Origin of the sequence: Pseudomonas sp. HMSC066A08 (assembly GCF_001813025.1) — a bacterium.
Classification (GTDB): domain Bacteria; phylum Pseudomonadota; class Gammaproteobacteria; order Pseudomonadales; family Pseudomonadaceae; genus Pseudomonas; species Pseudomonas aeruginosa.
In genome coordinates this window covers 1-20,265 of sequence record NZ_KV811298.1, presented here as the reverse complement: position 1 = coordinate 20,265, position 20,265 = coordinate 1, and the positions used below count along the sequence as shown (strand labels likewise).

General features: G+C 66.4%; 21 protein-coding genes and 1 pseudogene. 3 read left to right on the top strand and 19 right to left on the bottom strand.

Features of this window, described 5'->3' with window-relative positions:
- Positions 1–162 precede the first annotated feature (162 nt).
- Entirely contained in the window at positions 163–636 is a 474-nt protein-coding gene (locus HMPREF2886_RS13285) for a winged helix-turn-helix transcriptional regulator (RefSeq protein WP_033968145.1), read from the bottom strand.
- A 132-nt stretch (positions 637–768) separates the two neighbouring features.
- Between HMPREF2886_RS13285 and HMPREF2886_RS13280 the strand changes: the two genes are divergently transcribed.
- Entirely contained in the window at positions 769–1,221 is a 453-nt protein-coding gene (locus HMPREF2886_RS13280) for a GNAT family N-acetyltransferase (RefSeq protein WP_033968146.1), read from the top strand.
- Positions 1,222–1,260: 39 nt separating this feature from the next.
- Here the strand turns inward: HMPREF2886_RS13280 and senC are convergent, their stop codons facing one another.
- The 5 genes from senC to HMPREF2886_RS13255 form a co-directional block, all read right to left on the bottom strand.
- On the bottom strand, positions 1,261–1,896 hold the full coding sequence (gene senC / locus HMPREF2886_RS13275; protein WP_003083748.1) for a cytochrome c oxidase copper chaperone SenC: 636 nt from the start codon (positions 1,894–1,896) through the stop codon (positions 1,261–1,263).
- A gap of 25 nt (positions 1,897–1,921) precedes the next feature.
- Positions 1,922–2,836, bottom strand: coding sequence for a heme o synthase (gene cyoE, locus HMPREF2886_RS13270; protein WP_003083746.1), 915 nt, complete (start codon positions 2,834–2,836; stop codon positions 1,922–1,924).
- 25 nt (positions 2,837–2,861) lie between these two features.
- The gene (locus tag HMPREF2886_RS13265) at positions 2,862–3,935 is read right to left on the bottom strand and encodes a COX15/CtaA family protein (RefSeq protein ID WP_039027107.1); all 1,074 of its coding nucleotides are present in this window, start codon (positions 3,933–3,935) and stop codon (positions 2,862–2,864) included.
- 64 nt (positions 3,936–3,999) lie between these two features.
- Positions 4,000–4,575 carry a hypothetical protein gene (locus HMPREF2886_RS13260; RefSeq protein WP_070747566.1) on the bottom strand — a complete coding sequence of 192 codons (576 nt, stop codon included), beginning with the start codon at positions 4,573–4,575 and terminating at the stop codon, positions 4,000–4,002.
- Positions 4,550–5,362, bottom strand: coding sequence for an SURF1 family protein (locus HMPREF2886_RS13255; protein ID WP_079386394.1), 813 nt, complete (start codon positions 5,360–5,362; stop codon positions 4,550–4,552). The genes HMPREF2886_RS13260 and HMPREF2886_RS13255 overlap by 26 nt, the downstream gene beginning before the upstream one ends.
- On the opposite strand from HMPREF2886_RS13255, the gene HMPREF2886_RS13250 reads away from it, so the two are divergent.
- On the top strand, positions 5,361–5,570 hold the full coding sequence (locus HMPREF2886_RS13250; protein ID WP_003110653.1) for a twin transmembrane helix small protein: 210 nt from the start codon (positions 5,361–5,363) through the stop codon (positions 5,568–5,570). The two genes, HMPREF2886_RS13255 and HMPREF2886_RS13250, sit on opposite strands and share 2 nt — an antisense overlap.
- Before the next feature lie 15 nt (positions 5,571–5,585).
- Here HMPREF2886_RS13250 and HMPREF2886_RS13245 read toward each other — a convergent pair whose 3' ends face one another.
- From HMPREF2886_RS13245 to coxB, 4 genes are read right to left on the bottom strand one after another with little or no spacing between them, the layout of a single operon-like run.
- The gene (locus HMPREF2886_RS13245; protein WP_003083728.1) at positions 5,586–6,473 is read right to left on the bottom strand and encodes a cytochrome c oxidase subunit 3; all 888 of its coding nucleotides are present in this window, start codon (positions 6,471–6,473) and stop codon (positions 5,586–5,588) included.
- Positions 6,474–6,483: 10 nt separating this feature from the next.
- Positions 6,484–7,038, bottom strand: a complete 555-nt coding sequence (locus tag HMPREF2886_RS13240; protein WP_003083725.1) for a cytochrome c oxidase assembly protein — start codon at positions 7,036–7,038, stop codon at positions 6,484–6,486.
- Between the two features lie 10 nt (positions 7,039–7,048).
- Positions 7,049–8,641: a cytochrome c oxidase subunit I gene (gene ctaD / locus HMPREF2886_RS13235; RefSeq protein WP_003083723.1), complete on the bottom strand. Its 1,593-nt coding sequence runs from the start codon at positions 8,639–8,641 to the stop codon at positions 7,049–7,051.
- 9 nt (positions 8,642–8,650) lie between these two features.
- Positions 8,651–9,775 (bottom strand): cytochrome c oxidase subunit II, encoded by a 1,125-nt coding sequence (gene coxB, locus HMPREF2886_RS13230; RefSeq protein ID WP_003101203.1) that lies wholly within the window; start codon positions 9,773–9,775, stop codon positions 8,651–8,653.
- A gap of 371 nt (positions 9,776–10,146) precedes the next feature.
- On the opposite strand from coxB, the gene HMPREF2886_RS13225 reads away from it, so the two are divergent.
- Positions 10,147–10,785, top strand: coding sequence for a hypothetical protein (locus tag HMPREF2886_RS13225; RefSeq protein ID WP_003083705.1), 639 nt, complete (start codon positions 10,147–10,149; stop codon positions 10,783–10,785).
- On the opposite strand, the gene HMPREF2886_RS13220 is transcribed toward HMPREF2886_RS13225, so the two are convergent.
- The 9 genes and pseudogenes from HMPREF2886_RS13220 to vgrG1b all read right to left on the bottom strand — a co-directional run.
- Positions 10,772–12,343 carry a SulP family inorganic anion transporter gene (locus HMPREF2886_RS13220; protein ID WP_003118132.1) on the bottom strand — a complete coding sequence of 524 codons (1,572 nt, stop codon included), beginning with the start codon at positions 12,341–12,343 and terminating at the stop codon, positions 10,772–10,774. The two genes, HMPREF2886_RS13225 and HMPREF2886_RS13220, sit on opposite strands and share 14 nt — an antisense overlap.
- A 210-nt stretch (positions 12,344–12,553) precedes the next feature.
- Positions 12,554–13,282: a carbonic anhydrase gene (locus HMPREF2886_RS13215; protein WP_003083701.1), complete on the bottom strand. Its 729-nt coding sequence runs from the start codon at positions 13,280–13,282 to the stop codon at positions 12,554–12,556.
- 357 nt (positions 13,283–13,639) lie between these two features.
- Positions 13,640–14,890 (bottom strand): TIGR02270 family protein, encoded by a 1,251-nt coding sequence (locus HMPREF2886_RS13210; protein WP_070747639.1) that lies wholly within the window; start codon positions 14,888–14,890, stop codon positions 13,640–13,642.
- Between the two features lie 11 nt (positions 14,891–14,901).
- On the bottom strand, positions 14,902–15,825 hold the full coding sequence (locus HMPREF2886_RS35010) for a hypothetical protein (protein WP_070747565.1): 924 nt from the start codon (positions 15,823–15,825) through the stop codon (positions 14,902–14,904).
- Positions 15,826–15,838: 13 nt separating this feature from the next.
- Complete coding sequence (locus HMPREF2886_RS13200; RefSeq protein WP_070747564.1) at positions 15,839–17,002, bottom strand: PAAR-like domain-containing protein; 1,164 nt, start codon at positions 17,000–17,002, stop codon at positions 15,839–15,841.
- Positions 17,002–18,039, bottom strand: coding sequence for a 3-oxoacyl-ACP synthase (locus tag HMPREF2886_RS13195; RefSeq protein WP_033968152.1), 1,038 nt, complete (start codon positions 18,037–18,039; stop codon positions 17,002–17,004). The genes HMPREF2886_RS13200 and HMPREF2886_RS13195 overlap by 1 nt, the downstream gene beginning before the upstream one ends.
- Positions 18,036–19,148, bottom strand: a complete 1,113-nt coding sequence (locus HMPREF2886_RS13190) for a DUF2169 family type VI secretion system accessory protein (RefSeq protein ID WP_070747562.1) — start codon at positions 19,146–19,148, stop codon at positions 18,036–18,038. Before HMPREF2886_RS13190 ends, HMPREF2886_RS13195 begins: the two co-directional genes overlap by 4 nt.
- Before the next feature lie 16 nt (positions 19,149–19,164).
- On the bottom strand, positions 19,165–19,626 hold the full coding sequence (locus HMPREF2886_RS13185) for a DUF6484 domain-containing protein (RefSeq protein WP_042170502.1): 462 nt from the start codon (positions 19,624–19,626) through the stop codon (positions 19,165–19,167).
- A 27-nt stretch (positions 19,627–19,653) separates the two neighbouring features.
- Positions 19,654–20,265: pseudogene (gene vgrG1b, locus HMPREF2886_RS13180) on the bottom strand (type VI secretion system spike protein VgrG1b); the annotation flags it as partial.

Here is a 20,265-nt window from a genome sequence, read left to right as displayed (position 1 = left end):
GATATCCGCGCACCAATTACTCTGCCTGTCGCGGCCTGCCCGGCACGCCCTCTCCCTGAAGAGAGGGGACCGGTCGGCGGAGCCTGGTACGACAGCGTCCTTCCTGCCGTAACGCCATCGGCGTTATCCGCCGATTCGCGGCGGCGGCCGGGCCTGGAACGCTCAGCCGCGCCGCAGCAGGCGCCCCTTCCAGAACAGCCCCTCGCGTACCGTCACGTCCCGCGCGTGCAGCGGCTCGCCGCATTCGGAACAGACCAGCACGCCATGCATGTGCTGGCCGCAATGCTTGTGCACATGCTCGAGTGGCGGCCCCTCGACGCCGGCGAGGTGGCGGTCGCCCCAGTTCACCAGGGAAAGGATGGCCGGGTACAGTTCCATCCCTTTCTCGGTAAGCCGGTATTCCTCGCGCAGCGGCCTTTCCTGGTAGGGGATCTTGGCCAGTATCTCCGCTTCGACAAGGCGCTTGAGGCGGTCGGCGAGGACGTGGCGGGTCACGCCGAGGCTGCGCTCGAAGTCGTCGAAACGGCGCACGCCGAGAAAGCAGTCGCGCAATACCAGCAGGGTCCAGCGATCGCCGACGATCGCCAGCACCCGCGCCAGCGAACAGGGTTGTTCGCTCAGTTCTTCCCAACGCATGAGACACCTCCAGCCGTTCGGCAAAGGATAGCCGCGTGGGTTCTGAAACGAAACCGACCGGCCACGCCTTTCCAGCTGCCCGCCGCCCATGGCATAACCGCGTTCCTGTCCCCCTGTCCCGGAATCCCGACCATGTCGCTCGACTGGACCTGCAAGCACCACGCCGACCTCACCCTGAAGGAACTCTACGCGCTGCTGCAATTGCGCACCGAGGTCTTCGTGGTGGAACAGAAATGCCCCTATCAGGAAGTCGACGGCCTCGATCTGGTCGGCGATACCCATCACCTGATGGCCTGGCGCGACGGCCAGTTGCTCGCCTACCTGCGCCTGCTGGACCCGGTTCGCCACGAGGGCCAGGTGGTGATCGGCCGGGTGGTCAGTTCCTCAGCCGCGCGCGGCCAGGGGCTCGGTCACCAGTTGATGGAACGCGCGCTGCAGGCGGCGGAGCGACTCTGGCTGGATACCCCGGTGTACCTCTCGGCCCAGGCCCACCTGCAGGCCTACTACGGCCGCTATGGCTTCGTCGCGGTCACCGAGGTCTACCTGGAAGACGACATCCCGCACATCGGCATGCGCCGGACCTGAGGCCCGGAACGCCGCGGACGGTGGGGGAAGGAAAGGGAGTCAGGCCTGCGGCTTGAGTACACCAGGCAGTTGGGCTTCCAGCTTGGCGTTGTTCAACGGTGCGCGGATGAAGCCGTGCTGCTCGCCGTCCGGACCGATGATCACCAGGTTGCCGCTGTGGTCGACGGTGTAGTTGGGCTTGCTGGTGTCGGCGGGGATGTAGGGGATGCTCATGGCGTTGGCCAGCTTCTGGATGTTCTCCGGAGTGCCGGTGAGCCCCTGGAAGCCGGCGTTGAAGTAGCCCAGGTATTGCTTGATCTGCTGCGGCGTGTCGCGGTTCGGATCGACGCTGACGAATACCACCTGCAGGTCGTCGCGCACCTCCTGCGGCAGCTTGCCCTGCAATTCGCGGAGCTGGGCGAGGGTGGTCGGGCAGACATCGGGGCAGAAGGTGTAGCCGAAGAACAGCAGGTGCCAGCGACCCTTGAGGCTGGCGGTGCTGACCGCCTGGCCGTCCTGGTTGGTGAACTCCAGCGCCGGCACCTTGCGCGTCTGCGGCAGGATCACGATGCCGGCGTCGAGCAGCACGGTGGGATCGGCCTGGCGCTGGGCGGTGAGCACCTTGTGCACGGTGAGGCCGAGGACCAGGGCGACCAGGGCGACGAGGACGAGGACGGTCTTGTTGACTCGAGTCATGGGTGGGCAAGGCTCTAGAGTGGGATCAGAGAAGCAGCTTCAGCGGCAGATAGTGGTCCACCAGCAGCGCCATGAACAGCAGGAACAGGTAGACGATAGAGTACTTGAAGGTCTTTATCGCCGCATGTGGCCGGCTGTCACAGTAGAGCGCCCAGGCCCAGTCGAGGAAGCGCGCGCCCAGGGCCAGGGCGCAGAGCAGGTAGACCAGCCCGCTCATGTGGATGACGAACGGCATCAGGCTCACCGCGAACAGCACCAGGGTATAGAGCAGGATGTGCAGCTTGGTGTAGCGCTCGCCGTGGGTCACCGGCAGCATCGGGATGTCGGCCTTGGCGTATTCGTCCTTGCGGTGGATGCATAGCGCCCAGAAGTGCGGCGGGGTCCAGGCGAAAATGATCAGTACCAGCAACAGCGGCTCGGCGCTCAGGTGGCCGGTGATGGCGACCCAGCCGAGCAGCGGCGGCGCCGCCCCGGCGAGCCCGCCGATGACGATGTTCTGCGGCGTGGCGCGCTTCAGGAAGCCGGTGTAGAGCGCCGCGTAGCCGAGCAGCGAGGCGAGGGTCAGCCAGGCCGTCAGCGGATTGGTGAAGGCCAGCAGCACGGCCATTCCGGCCAGCGCCAGGAGCAGCGCGAAGCCCAGCGCCATGCTCGGCGACACCCGGCCCTCGGCCAGCGGGCGCTTGTGGGTGCGCGCCATGATCGAGTCGATGCGCCGGTCCACCACATGGTTGACCGCCGCCGCCGCGCCGGCACAAAGACCGATGCCGAGGTTGCCGAAGATCAGCACCTGCCAGGGCACGAAGCCGTCCAGCGGCGCCTTGGTGGCGAGCAGCATGCCGATCAGCGAGGTGATCAGCATCAGCACCACGACCTTGGGCTTGGTCAGTTCGAGGAAGTCGCGCCAGGTCGGCTGGCTGTGGCGATCGATGACGGTGGCCATATCCTTACCTCCATCCTTCTGTCTGTCAGGCGGCCTTCAGCCGCGAACCTTGCGCCGGCGGCAGCGTGCGGCGCACGCGCAGCGGCGACGGGGCCGGCGCGCGGACGCTGGCCGGCGCGCGCAGGCGATAGTTGACCAGCACCAGGCTGAGCAGCAGCAGGGCGCCGCCGCCGTTGTGCGCCACCGCCACCGGCAGCGGCAGGTGCAGCAGCACGTTGCTGATGCCCAGGCCGATCTGCAGCGACAGGCCGAGCAGCATCAGCGCGGTCGGCCAGACCAGGCCGCTGCGCTGCAGGCGCCAGGCGAGCAGCAGGAGGACCAGGGTCACGCACAGCGCGCCGATCCGGTGGGTCATGTGGATCGCCGTGCGCGCGTCGCTGTCGAGCTGGCCGCCGAGGTAGTTGGGGCCGATGTGCTGGGTCAGGTGGAAGCCGTTGGCGAAGTCCATCCGGGGCCACCACTCGCCATGGCAGGTGGGCAGGTCGATGCAGGCCACCGCCGCGTAGTTGCTGCTGACCCAGCCGCCGAGGGCGATCTGGCCGATCACCAGGAGCAGGGCCAGCCCCGCCAGGCCGCGGGTCGCCGCCGGGTAGCGCCGCGCCGCGAAGCGTCCGGAGAGGCGCAGGGCGAGGAGAAAGAGCAGCGCCAGGGTGGTGAAGCCGCCGAGCAGATGGGCCGTGACCACCTGCGGCCAGAGCTTGAGGGTCACCGTCCACATGCCGAAGGCGGCCTGGGCGATCACCACCGCGAGCAGCAGCAGCGGCAGCTTCAGCGGTTGGCCGTCGCGCCCGCGGCGGACCAGCGCATGCAACGCCAGGCCAAGGATGAGCAGGCCGAGGGCGCCGGCGAAATAGCGGTGGATCATCTCGTTCCAGCCCTTCTGCGCCTCCACCGGAGCGTCGGGGAAGTGCAGTTCGGCGTGGGCCAGTTGCGCCTCGCTCAGCGGCACGTGGACGAAGCCGTAGCAGCCTGGCCAGTCCGGACAGCCGAGGCCGGCGTGGGTCAGCCGGGTATAGGCGCCGAGCAGGACCACCACGGCGGCCAGCAGGGTCGCCAGCACGGCGACGGTGAAACCGGGTTTGCGGGTTGCGCCTGTCATTCGCGGGCCCCTTTTTCTTGTCGTTCTGTCCTCATCGGGCCGGGAACCGCGCCGGCCACGCCGATCAACCGATATGCGAGAGCCTGAGCAGCAGTTGCACGTCCTTCAGCAGCTTCTTGCCGTTGGCCTTGGCGTCGTAGCGCAGCACCAGGTTGCCGTGCGGGTCGACCACCCACAGCAGCGGCCGCTCGCCGCCGGCCTTGTCGTACAGGGCCGGGTCCAGGCCGTAGCGCTGCAGGCGCGGGTAGTCCTGCCTCACCAGGTTGGCGAAGTCCGCCGGCAGCTCGCCGCTGGCGGCCAGGGCGTGGCCGGCGCGTGAGGCTTCGCGGCCGAGGGCGATGTTGACCTGGCGGGCCAGGTAGACCAGTTGCTGGCAGTCCTCGCCGCAACTGCCCGGCGCGGTCACCAGCAGTTGCCACTGCTCGCCCTGGCGGCGTCCCTGCACGCCGAGGTCGGCGGGGGTCTGGCCGTTGCCGATCAGCGCGCCGCTGTAGCTGCGCCCCTGCGGTACCCAGAAATTCCATTTGTACATGGCGCTGGCGAGCAGCATCGGCCCCACCACCAGGCCGATGATCGCCAGCAGTTGCAGGCGGCCACGGGCGCGGCGCGGACGTTCAGGCATCGGAATCGCGAGACTCATGGTTTTTCTCCCGTGCGCGGCGCACACCGAGGTAGAGGTAGAGGGCGAGCAGGGCCGTCGCCAGGGCGAACCACTGCACGGCGTAGCCGGTGTGCCGCTCCGGCGGCATCGAGACCAGGGGCCAGTCGGTGTCGAAGCTGGCGTCGCCCGGTTCCAGGCGGATTTCCCAGGGCAGCCCGGCGCGACCGAAGGCCTGCCACAGCGCCGGGATGTCGAGCTGGGTCACCAGGCGCGGCCAGCCGCCGGCCGGCGCGTCGGCCAGGTGCAGGCCGCCGGGTGGCGGCAGGTAGGTCCAGGCGTCGAGCAGGAGGACGCGGTCGGGGGTTTCCAGCGTCGGCGGCGAGCGTCGGTCAGTCCATGCGACCCAGCCGCGGTTGACCAGCAGCCAGAGGCCGCTGGCCTGGTCGTAGAAGGGTTGCAGCACCTCGACCCCGGCTTGTCCGTTGCGCAGCCGGTTATCCAGCAGCAGCGTATGCCGCTGGTCGAAGCGGCCGTGCAGGCGCACGCGGACGTACGCCGGGTCGCGCAGTCCCTCTAGCTGCCCGGGCGACACCGGCTCGGCGCCGCGCCGGGCCTCGTAGCTGGCCAGCAAGGCGCGCTTCTCGTCGGCCCGCTGCAACTGCCAGGTGCCCAGCCAGAGCAGCACCGGCAGCAGGCCGAGGACCACCAGGGTCGGCAGCAGGCCGGGGCGGAACGCGCCACGCATGCTGCGCCTGTCATTGCGTCCGGCCTCCCCGAGGCGCTGGCTATACTGCATGAATCCCCCCCATCGCCGGAGTCCCACCATGTTGAAAGTGGCGATCGTCCTGCTACTGCTGGCTACCCTGGTGAGCCTGTTCAGCGGCCTGTTCTTCCTGGTCAAGGACCAGGGCCATGGTTCCCGCGTGGTCAATTCGCTGACCGTCCGCGTGGTGCTCGCCGCGGCGACCCTGGCGCTGGTCGCCTGGGGCTTCTACAGCGGCGAGCTGAACAGCCACGCGCCCTGGCATTTCTGATTCCCCCGGTGGCGGTCAGATCACGTAGACGAAGATGAACAGGCCGATCCAGACCACGTCGACGAAGTGCCAGTACCAGCTGGCGGCTTCGAAGCCGAAGTGGTGCTCGGCATCGAAGTGACCGCGCAGGATGCGGATCAGCATGATGCTGAGGATCAGCGCGCCGAGGGTCACGTGGGCGCCGTGGAAGCCGGTGAGCATGAAGAAGGTCGAGCCGTAGATGCCGGCGCCGAGGGTCAGGCCCAGCTCGTTGTAGGCGTGCACGTACTCCTCGGCCTGCAGGATCAGGAAGGCGATCCCCAGCAGCACGGTCAACGCCAGCCAGGCCTTGAGCGGGCCGCGCTTGTTCTTCTTCAGGGCATGGTGGGCGAAGGTCACGGTGAAGCTGGAGGTGACCAGCAGGATGGTGTTGATCAGCGGCAGTTTCCACGGCTCGATCACCGCGCTCGGCGGCGGGAACAGCTTCGGGTCCGGGGTCTGCAGCAGCGGCCAGCTGTACTGGAAGTTCGGCCAGAGCATGTGCGCCACGCCCTTGGCACCCTCGCCGCCGAGCCAGGGGCCGGCGAAGTGGCGGACGTAGAACAGCGCGCCGAAGAAGGCGGCGAAGAACATCACCTCGGAGAAGATGAACCAGCTCATGCCCCAGCGGAACGAGCGGTCCATCTGCGCGCTGTAGAGTCCGGCGCGGCTCTCGCGGATGACGTTGCCGAACCAGCCGAACAGCATGTAGGCGATGATCAGCCCGCCGACGAAGAAGATCCACGGGCCATGGGACTCCTTGTGGCCGGCGGTGAGGTCGTTGAACCAGGTACCCAGGCCGAACACCGTCACCAGCAGGCCGATGCTGGCGATGATCGGCCACTTGCTCTGGGCGGGGACGTAATAGTGTTCGTGGCTTGCCATGTTGTTCTCCTTATCGTCCCGCAACCGGTACGGGCGGCTTCCGCGCAGTGATATCGAAGAGGGTGTAGGCCAGCGTCACGTGCCGCACATCCTTGGGCAGATCGCGGTCGACGATGAAGCGTACCGGCATCTCGATGCTCTCGCCGGGTTGCAGCACCTGCTGGGTGAAACAGAAGCATTCGGTCTTGTGGAAGTAGGCGGCGGCCTCGGCCGGGGCGATGCTCGGGATGGCCTGCGCGGTCATTGGCTTGTCGCTCGGGTTGCGCGCGTAGAACACCATCTGGTTCACCGCGCCGGGATGCACCACCAACTGGTCGCCGGCGGAGCGGAACTCCCAGACCATGTCGATATTGTTCGAGGTCATGAACTGCACCTTCACCTCGCGCCCGACATCCACCTGCTGCTCGCCGCTGTAGGCGCTGCCGGCGGTCTTGCCGTTGATCCCCAGGGCGCGGCACATCACGTCGTAGAGCGGCACCAGGGCGAAGCCGAAGGCGAACATCAGCACGGTCACCAGCAGCAGGCGGCCGACCAGGCGGCGGGTATCGACCTTGGCATCGCTCATGGCGCGCTCCTCACTTGACCTCGGGCGGGGTGCTGAAGGTGTGGTAGGGCGCCGGCGAGGGGATGCTCCACTCCAGGCCCTCGGCGCCGTCCCAGGGCTTGGCAGGGGCCGGCTTGCCGCCGCGGATGCACTTGATGACGATGAACAGGAACAGCAGCTGGGTGGTGCCGAACATGAAGGCGCCGATCGACGAGACCATGTTGAAGTCGGCGAACTGCAGGTTGTAGTCGGGGATCCGTCGCGGCATGCCGGCGAGACCGACGAAGTGCATCGGGAAGAACGCCAGGTTCATGCCGATGAAGCTCATCCAGAAGTGCAGCTTGCCGAGGGTCTCGTCGTACATGTGGCCGGTCCACTTCGGCAGCCAGTAGTAGGCCGAGGCGAAGATGCCGAAGATCGCGCCGGGCACCAGCACGTAGTGGAAGTGGGCGACCACGAAGTAGGTGTCGTGGTACTGGAAGTCCGCCGGGGCGATCGCCAGCATCAGTCCGGAGAAGCCGCCGATGGTGAACAGGATGACGAAGGCCACGGCGAACAGCATCGGCGTCTCGAAGGTCAGCGAACCCTCCCACATGGTGGTCACCCAGTTGAACACCTTCACCCCGGTGGGCACCGCGATCAGCATGGTGGCGTACATGAAGAACAGCTCGCCGGTGACCGGGATGCCGACCACGAACATGTGGTGCGCCCAGACCACGAAGGAGAGGAAGGCGATGCTGGCGGTGGCGTAGACCATCGAGGTGTAGCCGAACAGCGGCTTGCGCGCGAAGGTCGGGATGATCGCACTGACCGCACCGAAGGCGGGCAGGATCATGATGTACACCTCGGGGTGGCCGAAGAACCAGAACACGTGCTGGAACAGCACCGGGTCGCCGCCGCCGGCGGCGCTGAAGAAGCTGGTGCCGAAGTGGATGTCCATCAGCATCATGGTCACCACGCCGGCCAGCACCGGCATCACCGCGATCAACAGGAACGCGGTGATCAGCCAGGTCCAGACGAACAGTGGCATCTTCATCAGGGTCATGCCCGGGGCGCGCAGGTTGAGGATGGTGGCGATCACGTTGATCGCGCCCATGATCGAGCTGATCCCGGCCAGGTGGATGGCGAAGATGAAGAAGGTCACGCTGTGCGGGGCGAAGGTGGTCGACAGCGGCGCGTAGAAGGTCCAGCCGAAGTTGGGACCGCCGCCGGGCATGAACAGGGTGCTGACCAGCAGGCCGAAGGCCGCCGGCAGCAGCCAGAAGCTGAAGTTGTTCATCCGCGGCAGGGCCATGTCCGGCGCGCCGATCATCAGCGGGATCATCCAGTTGGCCAGGCCGACGAAGGCCGGCATCACCGCGCCGAAGACCATGATCAGGCCGTGCATGGTGGTCATCTGGTTGAAGAACGCCGGCTCGACGATCTGCAGGCCGGGCTGGAACAGCTCGGCGCGGATCACCATGGCCATCGAGCCGCCGAGCAGGAACATCATGAAGCTGAACCACAGGTAGAGGGTGCCGATGTCCTTGTGGTTGGTCGTCAGCACCCAGCGCATCAGGCCCTTGGCTGGTCCGTGGTGGTGGTCGCCGGCATGGTGGTCGGGCGTATCGATCACAGCACTCATGGCGGTCTCCTATTGTTGTTTCTGCTTGTAGGCGACGACGTCTTTCGGGGTGACCATGTCGCCATCGTCGTTGCCCCAGGCGTTGCGCTCGTAGGTGATCACCGCGGCCAGGTCGACCTCGTTGAGCTGCTTGCCGAAGGCCGCCATGGCGGTGCCGGGCACGCCGTTGAAGACCACTTCCAGGTGGTGCTCCTTGGGCCCGGTGACGATCTTCGAACCCTTCAGCGCCGGGAACATCGGCGGCATGCCCTGGCCTTCGGCCTGGTGGCAGGCGGCGCAGATGGTGTGGTAGACCTTGTCGCCGCGCGCGACCAGTTCTTCCTTGGTCCACTCCTTGCTGGTCAGTTCCTTGACCTTCGCCGCCTCTTCCTTGCGCTTGGCCAGCCACTGGTCGAACTCGGCCTTGGGCTTGACGTCGACCACGATCGGCATGAAGCCGTGGTCCTTGCCGCACAGCTCGGCGCACTGGCCGCGGTAGATGCCGGGCTCGTCGACCTTGGTCCAGGCCTCGTTGACGAAGCCGGGGATGGCGTCGCGCTTGACCGCGAAGGCCGGCACCCACCAGGAATGGATCACGTCGCTGGAGGTGATCAGGAAGCGCACCTTGGTGCCCACCGGCAGCACCAGCGGCTCGTCCACCTCCAGCAGGTAATGCTCGTCCTTCGCCTGCCGGTTGTGGATCTGGTCCTGCGGGGTGGCCAGGTTGCTGAAGTACTCGACGTCCTGGCCCAGGTACTTGTACTGCCACTTCCACTGGTAGCCGGTGACCTGCACGTCCAGCTCCGGCTCGGAAGTGTCGTAGATGTGGATCAGGGTGCGGGTGGCGGGCACCGCCATCACCACCAGGATCACGAACGGCACCACCGTCCAGAGGATTTCCACCGTGGTGCTCTCGTGGAAATGCGCCGGCTGCTGGCCGGTGGAGCGGCGGTGGACGATCATCGACCAGAACATCGCGCCGAAGACCAGCACGCCGATCACCACGCAGATCCAGAAGATGGTCATGTGCAGGTCGAAGACGGACCGGCTCACCTCGGTAGCGCCCGGGGCCATGTTAACCGTCCAGGCGGCATTCGCCTGGCTGATCGCCGAGAGCAAAAGGAAGCCCATCCAGACTCGTGGATGTCGCAGCATTCGGGTTCCCCTTATCGTTGTTTTTATCCCGCCGGCAGACGCCAACGGCCAAGGGGTGGACCGCCAAGACAACGAACTTTGACCGTCGCACCTCGGCACACAGCAAGGCAGGCCGGGTTCATCAGGTTCAGCATTCGAGTGGGAGTATAGACAGCGACTGCGACATAACAACGCAGCGTAAAAACGTCGCTGGAAAGTGCCGATTCTTCTCTAAAAGCCGCGAGCGGCGTGGCTTTGCAGGCGAATGGTGGCCGCCTGATATATCATCCTCGCATAACCACGAAGCGATTATGACAATCGCGTCTTAGCCGGCGCGCGCCGCCGGCTATGTTTCACCTCTTCTTCACCATCCCCGTTGTATGGGAGACCCCATGAACACCGCTGCCCTCCGTGAACTCATCCAGCAGGCGCACCTCAGCGAAGCCCGCCACGGTCACCTGGCTGATCTGATAGCCAGCCGCCTGCCCCGCCTGCATCGCACCATCCAGCCGCAAGGCGAGAACACGGAAGACATACTCACCCGCTTCGTCCACGCCTACGTCGAACAGGTACCGGACCTGCTCGACGCCGCCAACAGCGTGGCCCGCGAAGCCGGCATCGAGGAACGGATCAAGCCGGTGCTGAAGGTCGCCGAGCAATTCTTCCTCACCCCGCCGGCGTTGCTCGCCGGCCACGACGGCCTCGACGCCCTGCTCGACGAAGCCTATCTGGCGCACCGCCTGGTGGAAGAAGTGAACGACCGCTATATCGCCCACTTCGGCCAGGCGCTGATTCCGCTGGACACCACCGTGGCCAACCTGGTGGCCCACCAGTTGATCGGCGAGCCCTTCGCCAACCGGCTGGACGAAGCCGTCCACCACGCGGTGGAGAACATGCTCGACGCCACTACCTTCGACGCCGACTCGGCCCGCGCCTACCGCGAGAACCTGAAGAACCCGCGGGTGGTCGCCGCCTGGCAGCAGTGGCCGTGCCTGTCGAAGCAGCTCGGGGTGGAACTCAGCCTGGGCTGACCGCCCCGCCATTGCGCGCGCCGCCCAACCCGACGCTGCCGCGCAGGCGCCCTTCCAGGCGACGCTTCAAGGCGCGCGGCTCGATCACCAGGCGCGAGCCCTGCACCGGTGCCATCCGCCCCCAATCCTCGAGCAGCTCCATGCAGGCATGGTCGACATAGCTGAGGTTATCCATCGGTACGTGCAGGGTGGTGCCCGGCTTGACCTCGTCGAGCACCCGCGACAGCGCCGGCACCTTGAGGAAAGTCGCGGCGCCGCTCAGGCGCAGCTCCGCTTCGTGCTCGCCGGTGTAGCGCAGGGCGATCTTCAGCCGCGCCGCCTTCAGCACCAGCTTCAGCAGGGTCAGGGCGAAGCCCACCAGCACGCCGGTCAGCAAGTCGGTGAAGACGATCGCCAGGGCGGTGGCCGCGTACACCAGCATCGGCATCCGGCCGTAGCGAGAGAGGTTGCCGAGAGCCTTGAAATCGACCAGCTTGACCCCGGTATAGACCAGCACCCCGGCCAGGCTCGCCACCGGAATCTGCCGCAACAGGCTGCCGAGCAGGAGGACGAAGGCAAGCAGCCAGAGGCCGTGGAAGATCGCCGAGGCGCGGGTGCGCGCACCGGCGTTGACGTTGGCCGAGCTGCGTACGATCACCCCGGTCATCGGCAGCGCGCCGAGCAGGCCGCAGAGCATGTTGCCGACCCCCTGGGCGGACAACTCGCGATCCATGTCCGAGCGCGGGCCGTCGTGCAGGCGATCCACCGCCGCCGCCGAGAGCAGGGTCTCCGCACTGGCGATGAAGGCCACCACCACCGCCGCCAGCAGCAGGGAGGGATCGGCCAGGGCCAGCAGGTCGGCCGGGCGTAGCCAGTCGATGGCCTCGCCGAGGTTGGCCGGTACCTCGACCCGCCGCACGTCCAGCGCCAGCCAGAGGCTGGCCAGGGTCGCCAGGCTCACGCCGAGCAGCGCGCCGGGTAGGAAGCGCAGGCGTTGCGGACGCAGCTTATCCCAGCCCCACATCACCGCGATGGTGCCCAGCCCGAGCAGCGCCGCGTCGAGGCCGCTGTCCATGCCCAGCGAACCGAGCGCGGCGAACGCCGCCCGGGGGAATGCCAGCAGGTTGTCGAGGCCGGACGCCTTGGGCGCCAGGTCGAGCATCACGTGCAATTGCGAAAGGACGATGAGGATGCCGATGCCGGCGAGCATCCCGTATACCACCGCCGGCGAAGTGACCCGGAACCAGCAGCCCAGGCGCAGCCGCCCGGCGAGCAGCTGGATGGCGCCGGCGAGCAGCAGGATCGGCCCGAGCATGGCCACCCCGTAGGTACGCACCAGTTCGAAGACCAGCACCGCGAGGCCGGCCGCCGGGCCGCTGACCTGTAGCGGCGAGCCGGCCAGGAAGCCGACCACCAGGCCACCGACGATGCCGGTGAGCAGGCCCTTGGCCGGCGGCATCCCGGAGGCGATGGCGATGCCCATGCACAGCGGCAGGGCGACGAGGAACACCACCACGGAGGCCATCAGGTCCCGCGGCAACGTGTCCCGGAGGGACGGAAACACCTTTGAAACATGCATGGCACAGTTCTCCTGCGAATTTTTTCCACGACGAGGGAGCGACGCCAGGGCCAGGCCCGGTGCCGGTTGTGTGTGCGCAGTGTGTTTTTTCTTGTAATAGCGACCCGTTCAGCCCCGGAACGGGGCTTCCCAGAGGTCGTCCATGGCAGGAACGGCGAAAGGTGACGCGAAAACGCTGTTGTTATCCGGCGGCCCGCACGGCCGCCGCTATCACGAGTTCAGGTAGCGCGGCGCGGGCGTAGCCATCGGCACCGGATGCTCGCCGTCGAGGGGCAGGAAGCGACCCTGCTTGGCGTCGTAGGCGCGGATCTGCGCACTCTCGATGTCGTACACCCAGCCGTGGATGAACAGTTGCCCGCTGGCCAGGCGCGAGGCCACCGAGGGGTGGGTGCGCAGGTGATCGAGCTGGGCCACCACATTCTCCTCGGTGAGCACCCCGAGGGTGTCGTGGCTGGCGCCGCAGTCGCAGTTGTCCGCCACCACCGTGCGTGCCACCTCGGCGTGCCGCAGCCAGGCCTTGACCGTCGGCATGCGTTCCAGGGTCTGCGGGTCGAGCACGGCGCGCATCGCCCCGCAGTCGGAGTGGCCGCAGACGATGATGTGGTGCACGCCCAGCGCCAGCACGGCGTATTCGATGGCGGTGGAGACGCCGCCGTTCATCTGCCCGTAGGGCGGCACCACGTTGCCGACGTTGCGGGTAACGAACAGGTCGCCGGGGGAACTCTGGGTGATCAGTTCGGGAACGATGCGCGAATCCGCGCAGGTGATGAACATCGCCCGCGGCCGCTGGCTATTGGCGAGCTTCTTGAACAGCGCCTGCTGCTCGGGAAAGACCTCCCGGCGGAAATGCTGGAATCCATCGACAATCCTTTTCAATGCGTCGTCAGCGCTTTCCTGCTCTGGAGAATCGGACTTAACGCCCCGCATACGGTCTGGCATGGTTCGGAACCTCGATGAATGGATCGATTGAATTTTCCCACGTCTGCCGACGCTTTCCCCATAGGAAAAAGACACAACAAACGCAGAGCGACCTGCATGACCGGCCGGTCACTTCTAGTGCTCAACGCTAATGCCCGAAGCTTAACCATAAATTAAAAAATCCCTCTATCTCGCACGTTGTCAGCTTTTTTCACGATATTTCCAGAGGATGTCGACAGGCTATCATGGCGAACGAGTGGCATTTCCATTCGCCCCGCATAAGTGGTGAAAGGTTTCAGTCAACCGGCTGGCTACGTGCGGGGAAATTCGTCGAATGGGAAAAGCGACGCGAACGGAAACCCGCGCGCCGGCAGCCCGCTAGCGGAGCAGGGCCCGTTGCCGGCGTACCGGAGCGCTGGTGGGGAACAGCGGCAGGTTAGGCACGAAACGCGCGAGCAGACACGCTGCGGCCATCCGCTGGCGTTGCTGGCCGTCGCGCAGGACCTGGCGGCAGCGCGCCTCACCGAGCGGTTCGCCGAGCAGGTAGGCGCGCCCGCCGACGAAACGCGCGCCGTGGTCCCGCCACCAGGCGGAGACTCGCTCCGCCTGCGGCCAGGTAAGGTTCTCGTCGTCGTCGAGGGCGACGTTCTCGTCGTCGGGATCGTCGTTGGGGCCAGGGTCGTAGTCGGGCAAGGCCTCCAGCTCCAGGTCGAGCAACGCCAGGTCGGCGCCGGTGATCAGGCTGAAGGCCTCGCCGGCGACCCGCGCCAGGCTCTCGTCGCGCATCTGCTGGATCAGCCAGGGCACCGCCACCGGATCGCCGAACAGACCGGTGGCCTGGATGCCGATCCGCCGCGTCTCCGCCGTCTGCATCAACTGGCGGATCCAGGCCATGCTGATATCGCGCGGCTGCCAGGCGAGCAGCACCATGGTCGCCGGCAGCTGGAACGGGCCGGGCTGCCCGGCGAACGCACGCAATGGCCCCAACGCCTCCTCGTCACCCATCTGCGCGGTGGCCCAGTTGGCCCAGAAGCGCAGGCTCGGGTCGTCGTGGGCGCGGTAGGCGCGGATATTCGCCATCAGGTCGCGTCGACGCAGTTCGCCGGCGGTGCGCGCGGCGCGCGCCAGCACCGCCGGGTCGGCGTGGCCAAGGGCGGACAGCAGCGCCGGCCCCGGGTCATGCCGGTGCATGCCGCAGGCGGCCAGGCCAATGGCGCGGAACAGCGGCTCGGGCGAGGCCAGCAGGCGCTCCACCCAGGGCCGCGCCTGGTCCCAGTCGAGCCAGCCGAGGGCTGCGGCGAAACCGCGCCGGGCTTCCGGAGACGCCGCAAGACAGGCGCGCATCCGTCCGATCACCGCCTCGTCGCCAGCCTGCATGGCCAGCGCCGCGAGGGCGAACGCCTCGCCCTGGGCATGCGCATCGAGTTGCTCGAACAGCGCTTCGTATCCGGCCTGGCCGGCGATGGACAGGCCATCCAGGTGTGCCTCGATGCGCTGGTCGAGTTCGGCGAGTTCTTCCAGGTCGTAGTGCGGCGCGCGCACGGCGTAGTCGCGGAGCAGGACGAGGAAGGTGGCTTCCTCGGCGTGCTGATCGAGCATAGAGACGATTGGCAGGCTCATTCTCGGCATCGCTTCGTTGATCACTGAATCTCGAGAATCCGCTTCCAGGATTGTCCGTCGAACTCCATGACATCTTTCGGTCCGACCGACCACATGATTCCGTCTGCCGCGCTCAGGTGATAGCAGGAGGCTGGGACATCATCGCCAAAGTCCACTCGCTCCAAGCGTCCTTTCACCAGGCGATAAACGAAGTGCGTCGAGGAAACGTAAAGGTGGCCGTCGAAGTATTCCATGCCCCAGAGGTCCTCCCGAGTGGACTCATGCTCGATGATTTCCCACTTGTCGCCGCGACCACGCAACAAGGTGCCCAGTTGTCCACAGGCATAAGCGTAACCGTCACCGGCGCAACGCACCTTGTACAAGGCGAGGTTGGTAGGGCTGCTTACCTGAGTGAAAACAGAACCATCGTAACTCCAGATTTCTCCCTCCCAGCCAACCGTATAGATTTCCTGTTCGCTGAAGCCATCGATGGATTCGAAGCTGGTGTCGGTTAGCGCCACATCTCCACCCTGGGCAGTCTGATCGATGCAACGCCATACCCCTTCATCTTCACGAACATAAGCCTGACGACAAGTGCCCACGGCATAAGCGCGCCCCCTGGCGACGCCTCTCACTTCCCTCAACGGTCCTCTCGAACGAGGGTCCATACCGCTGTTCGAAATCGACTCATCGCTCTGGGAGCCACCTCCCATCACCCGCACCTGGCCCTGGACGCCCAGCGCAACATAACGCTCACTCGGAAGATGGCAGACCGTACCCGAACAGGCCAGCCAGTCCAGGCTCGCAGCTCCCGGCGTACCACGGTCAATGGTGAACAGGAGGGTGCCAACCAAGCCCTCTTGGATATCCTCATCGCTGGTAGCCAGCAGATAGGCCAAATCTGAGTACCGAAGTACGCCGGTACTCAGACTGAACCCACTGAAGCGGCGGTCGTTCGCATCCATGAATTGCTCCTCATTATCTGAGAGTTACTTGTTCGAACATCTCGGCACGGGCAGCGGCCCTCTCACCGACATCACTCGTCATTGAGGCGTTCGCCTTGATGGGCTTTTCCGCCCCGTCATCCTTTGCGGTGTCGTGATACTTGTTCAGTTGCGCCTCCAAGCACTCCTGCGAGCAGTTGGAGTCCGGAAAAGTCTTTCGCGCCGCTTTTGCCCCTACCTGGGTAGCTCGCCCTCTCGGCCATTCTCCCTTGTCATCTTGCTCATGCAGTGCAACCACACCTCTCCGTGTATGCAATTGTCCATGCGTCGCCGTCGTCTGGTTCGGCCCCTCGGCGCAGATACAGGGCGCCTTGTTGGTCTGGTACTTGCTCCAGCCGGTTATTTTCTTCCCTTTGCGCGGGCCGAACGAGGCAGCGTCAACCAAGTGGTCGCCGGTCTGCCCAGGGCAGCATCGGTTCGGCCTATAAGGGGCCAGGAAACAGCGCAAGGCCTTCTGGCAGGGGTCGTTATTGATCTTTTCGGCCAAGGCGGAAAATTCGCGTTGCACCTCCTGATGCCGACTCTGGTAATCGGCATTGTCCTTGAACTTGTCACCGGCTTTTTTCTTGGCGGCGGCACGAGCAGCGGATGCCTTTTTCAAGGCGGAGATATCCGGGCAGACCACCTTCTTGCTGGTGTCTCCACAAGCATCCTTGGCGCGCGTCCTCTCATCGTCGCACTGACTCAGGCCCTTGGCGTAGGCCATGCGGTCGGCATAGGTCCAGGTCATCGTATTTCCCGGTTGGGAACCGTGATTGTGAGTCATCAGATCCATGTGTCGGACAACGTTCTTGCTCTCGAACTTCACGTTCATCGACCAGGAGGTGAAGTACACCTTGCCCTTGATCTTGCTGGTAATGACCCCCTTCTTCGGCGCCCGCCCGGCTTCATCGCCATAGCTGGTCTTGAAGTAGCTCTTGTTCTTCAGCATCACCTCCTTGCGGCTGATGCGAATGGTCCGGGTGCCTTTGGTGGTGTCCTTGGACAGGCCGGTATTGGGGTAGGGGATCGGTACCCCCAACGGCGTCGGCGGCGCCTGCGGCGGGGTGAAGCAGACATCCGGGAAGGCCGCGATGGACTTGCCGCTCGCCGCCTTGCAGGAGATCTCCATGTTGTTGGCGTACACCTCGTTGGCCATCAGGCAGCCCTCACCCGTCGATAGCTGAGCAGCGCGGCGGCGCGTTCGCCGGCGTCGTTGCCCAGGTGGCAGAACACGTTCGGCCCGTCGCCGTAGCCCTTGCGCGAAGCGGCCAGGGCCACGGCGAGCAACGCCGGGCCGATGGCGGCGCCGCATTCGCCGATGCAGTCGGCGGGGTGCCAGAGGTCGAACTTCGGCTTGAGCACGCGCAGGTTGCGACTCAGGGTCAGCGAGGCCTCCTTGAAGTAGTACTGCTCGCCGGAAATGTCGGTGAGCCGGTAGTCCATCTGCTCCAGGCCGCAGCCAGCCTCGGCGAGGGCGGCGCGCACGGCCTGGGTCAGGCCGTCGGCGCGCAGCGGCAGGTCCTCGCTCTCCACCGTGGCCTTTTCGACGCCGAAGCCGAGGCCGATGCAGAGCAACTGCGGCGCCTCCTCGTGGAGCGGCGCGGCGACCAGCACGGCGGCGGCGCCCTCGCCGGGAATGAAGCCGTTGGAGTTCTGGCTGCTCAGCAGCCGCTCGCGGGCCTCGTAGGCGGCCAGGGTCGGGCCGCTGACGAAGGAGTCGACGCCGGCCACCAGGACCTGCCGGCAGCCGCCCTGGATCAGCTTGCGCGCGTTGAGCAGCGCCACCGCGCCACCGACCCGGCCACGGGCGATGAGTGCCGAGGAGGGATGGAAGCGTCGTCCCAGCTCGCCTTCCAGGTCGCGCAGGAAAGACTCGTCGAGCCCCGCGCAGCGTCCGGGACGGTCGCCCTCGGCGACGCAGAGCAGCAGCGGCAGCTCCGCGCAATCGAGATCGGGCTGGCCGCGCAAGGCCTCGTCGATGGCTCGCGCAGCCATCTTCAGCAGCTTGGCGCGGCCGCGCCAGGGCTGTTCCAGCGCCACGCTGGCGGCAAGCAACCATTCGCCGCCCTGGTCGATGAAACGCGTCTCCTGGAAGTTGTCCAGGGCGCAGCGGATCGCCGCGCAGCTGGCCGGCGCGCTGAGGCCGACCGCGCTGACCATGCCGGAGGCGACGATGCTCAGGACCTGGCTCATGCCTCGTCCTCCTCGGCCTGGCGGCCGCGTACCAGTGCGGCAAGCGAGGGGTAGTAGTCCTTGCCCAGCTCACGGGCGCGCCACCAGGCGGCCGACTTGCTGCCGACCAGCACCTGGGCGATCTCGAACAGGTTGCGCTTCAACGGCCGGTGGATGCGCCAGGTGACTTCCACCCGACGGGCGTCGCAGTCCACCAGCAGGGTATCGATCCGTGCCTGCGCGGTTTCGCGGCCACCCTTTTTCAGGAAGAAGGTCACCGGGACATCCCTGCACGGCACGCGGAAGGCCGCGCGTTCCTCGCCGGTGAGGTTGAGCAGCAGGACCTCCTCGCCACCGCGCAGATGGTCGGTCCACTGGTCGGCCGGTGCGGACTGGAAGTAGCGCTCGTCGAAGTCGGCGGGCAGGAACGGGAACCGGTCGGCCAACCAGGCGTCGTCGTAGCGACCGGCGAAGCCGACCCGGGCCTGCCAATGGCGACCGAGCGGGCCGAGCGCCATCGGCGTGAAGCGTCCATGGGGGCTGTCCACCGGCTCGCCGGGCTTTTCCGTGGCCGGCATCGGCGTGCCGACGATCGCGGCGGTGTCGGCGCTGCGCGGAAACCAGCCACATCCAGCCGGATTGGCCATGTAGCACTCCATGAAACCAGGGTTGTCCGGCGAGGCATGGCTGCCGCCGAAGGCACTGGCGTAGGAAATGTCCTGGCGCTGGAACGGCTGGGCGACGCCCGCGCCGGCACCGAGCAATCCCGGTTCCCACTGGCGCGGCCCATGCACCGTCAGCGCCTTGCTGACCCGGCCGACGCGGATGCCCGCGGTCAACTGCTGTACCGGCCGCCCGCCGGGCGCCTGGGCGCTGCCGAGCACCAGCACATCGCAGAACGGCTTGAAGGGAACGAACTCGCACTCCCGGCGCGGCGCGGAAAGCCCCGGCTCGCCATAGAACTCATCGACCATCAGCAGCGCCTGCTGCTCGTCCAGCAGGCGCGCCTCGCGACCGTCCAGCGGCAGGTCGAAACTGCCCTTGGCGATCACCACCAGCGATTCCCGGCCTTCGGCGTCGAGCCCCTGGTTGTAGGCGGCGGCCAGCGGGGTGGCGTTCAACAGTTCCATGTCGGGCCCGCCGCGCTCAGTTGATCTGCACCGAACCGCCCTTGATCCGGTTGACCCCGGTGGAGCGGCTGGAAAGATAGGCGCCACGGATGATCACCTTGCCGGCGCGGGTCAGGGTGATGCTGGCCTTGCCGCAACGCAGGACGATCTCGCGTTCGGCACTGAACTCCAGGCGCTCGCCGTCCAGTTGCGCCAGCGGCGCCGCCAGCGCTTCCTGCGGCAGGCGCTGGATGCGGCCGATCAGCAGCGGCTGGCGCGGATCGCCGGCGACGAACATCAGCGCTACCTGGGCGCCGATGTCGGCGCGACCGAGCTGGGTGGTAGTGGCCGCCGCCAGGCCGTGCTCGCTCGGGCAACCGGGATAGGCGACCACCGGAGCGGCGGCGTCCGGCACGTCGAGGAGGACGCCGATGACCACGCCGTCCAGGCGCGCGGGAAGGGCCGTCGCGGCCCCGGGTAGATGGATCTCGACACTCATGCGCTGACTCCCTGGCTCTGCGCCGCTTCAGTTCTGGAGGATCTTGCGTCCCTTCACCACCACGTTCTTGTCGGCCTTGACGTTGATCGCCCCGGAACCGTCGATGGTGATGTTCTTGCCGCTGATGACGATGCTGCCGTCCTTCTTCATGCGGATGCTGGCGGCGCCGGTGACCAGGGTGATCGAGTCGCCGGCGTTGAGCGTGAAGCTCTTGCCCACGTCCAGGCTATCGTCCTTGCCCACCGAGGTATCGCGGCCCTGGCCGACGCTGCGCGACTCGTTCTTGCCGATGCTGGTGCTCTGGTTGCCGCCTATGTCGATGGTCTCGTTGGCGCCCACCGACTCGCTGCGGTCGGCGCCGATGCTGATCGTCTCGTTGTTGCCCACCGACTCGCTACGGTTCGCGCCGATGCTGATGGTCTCGTCGTTGCCGACGTCCTCGGTGCGATTGGCACCGATGCTGATCTTCTCGTTGCTGCCGACCTTCTCGGTGCGGTCGACGCCGATGCTGATGGTCTCGTTGCTGCCGACGTCCTCGGTGCGGTTCGCGCCGATACTGATCTTCTCGTTGTTGCCGACCTTCTCGGTGCGGTCGACGCCGATGCTGATGGTCTCGTTGTTGTCCACGGTCTCGGTGCG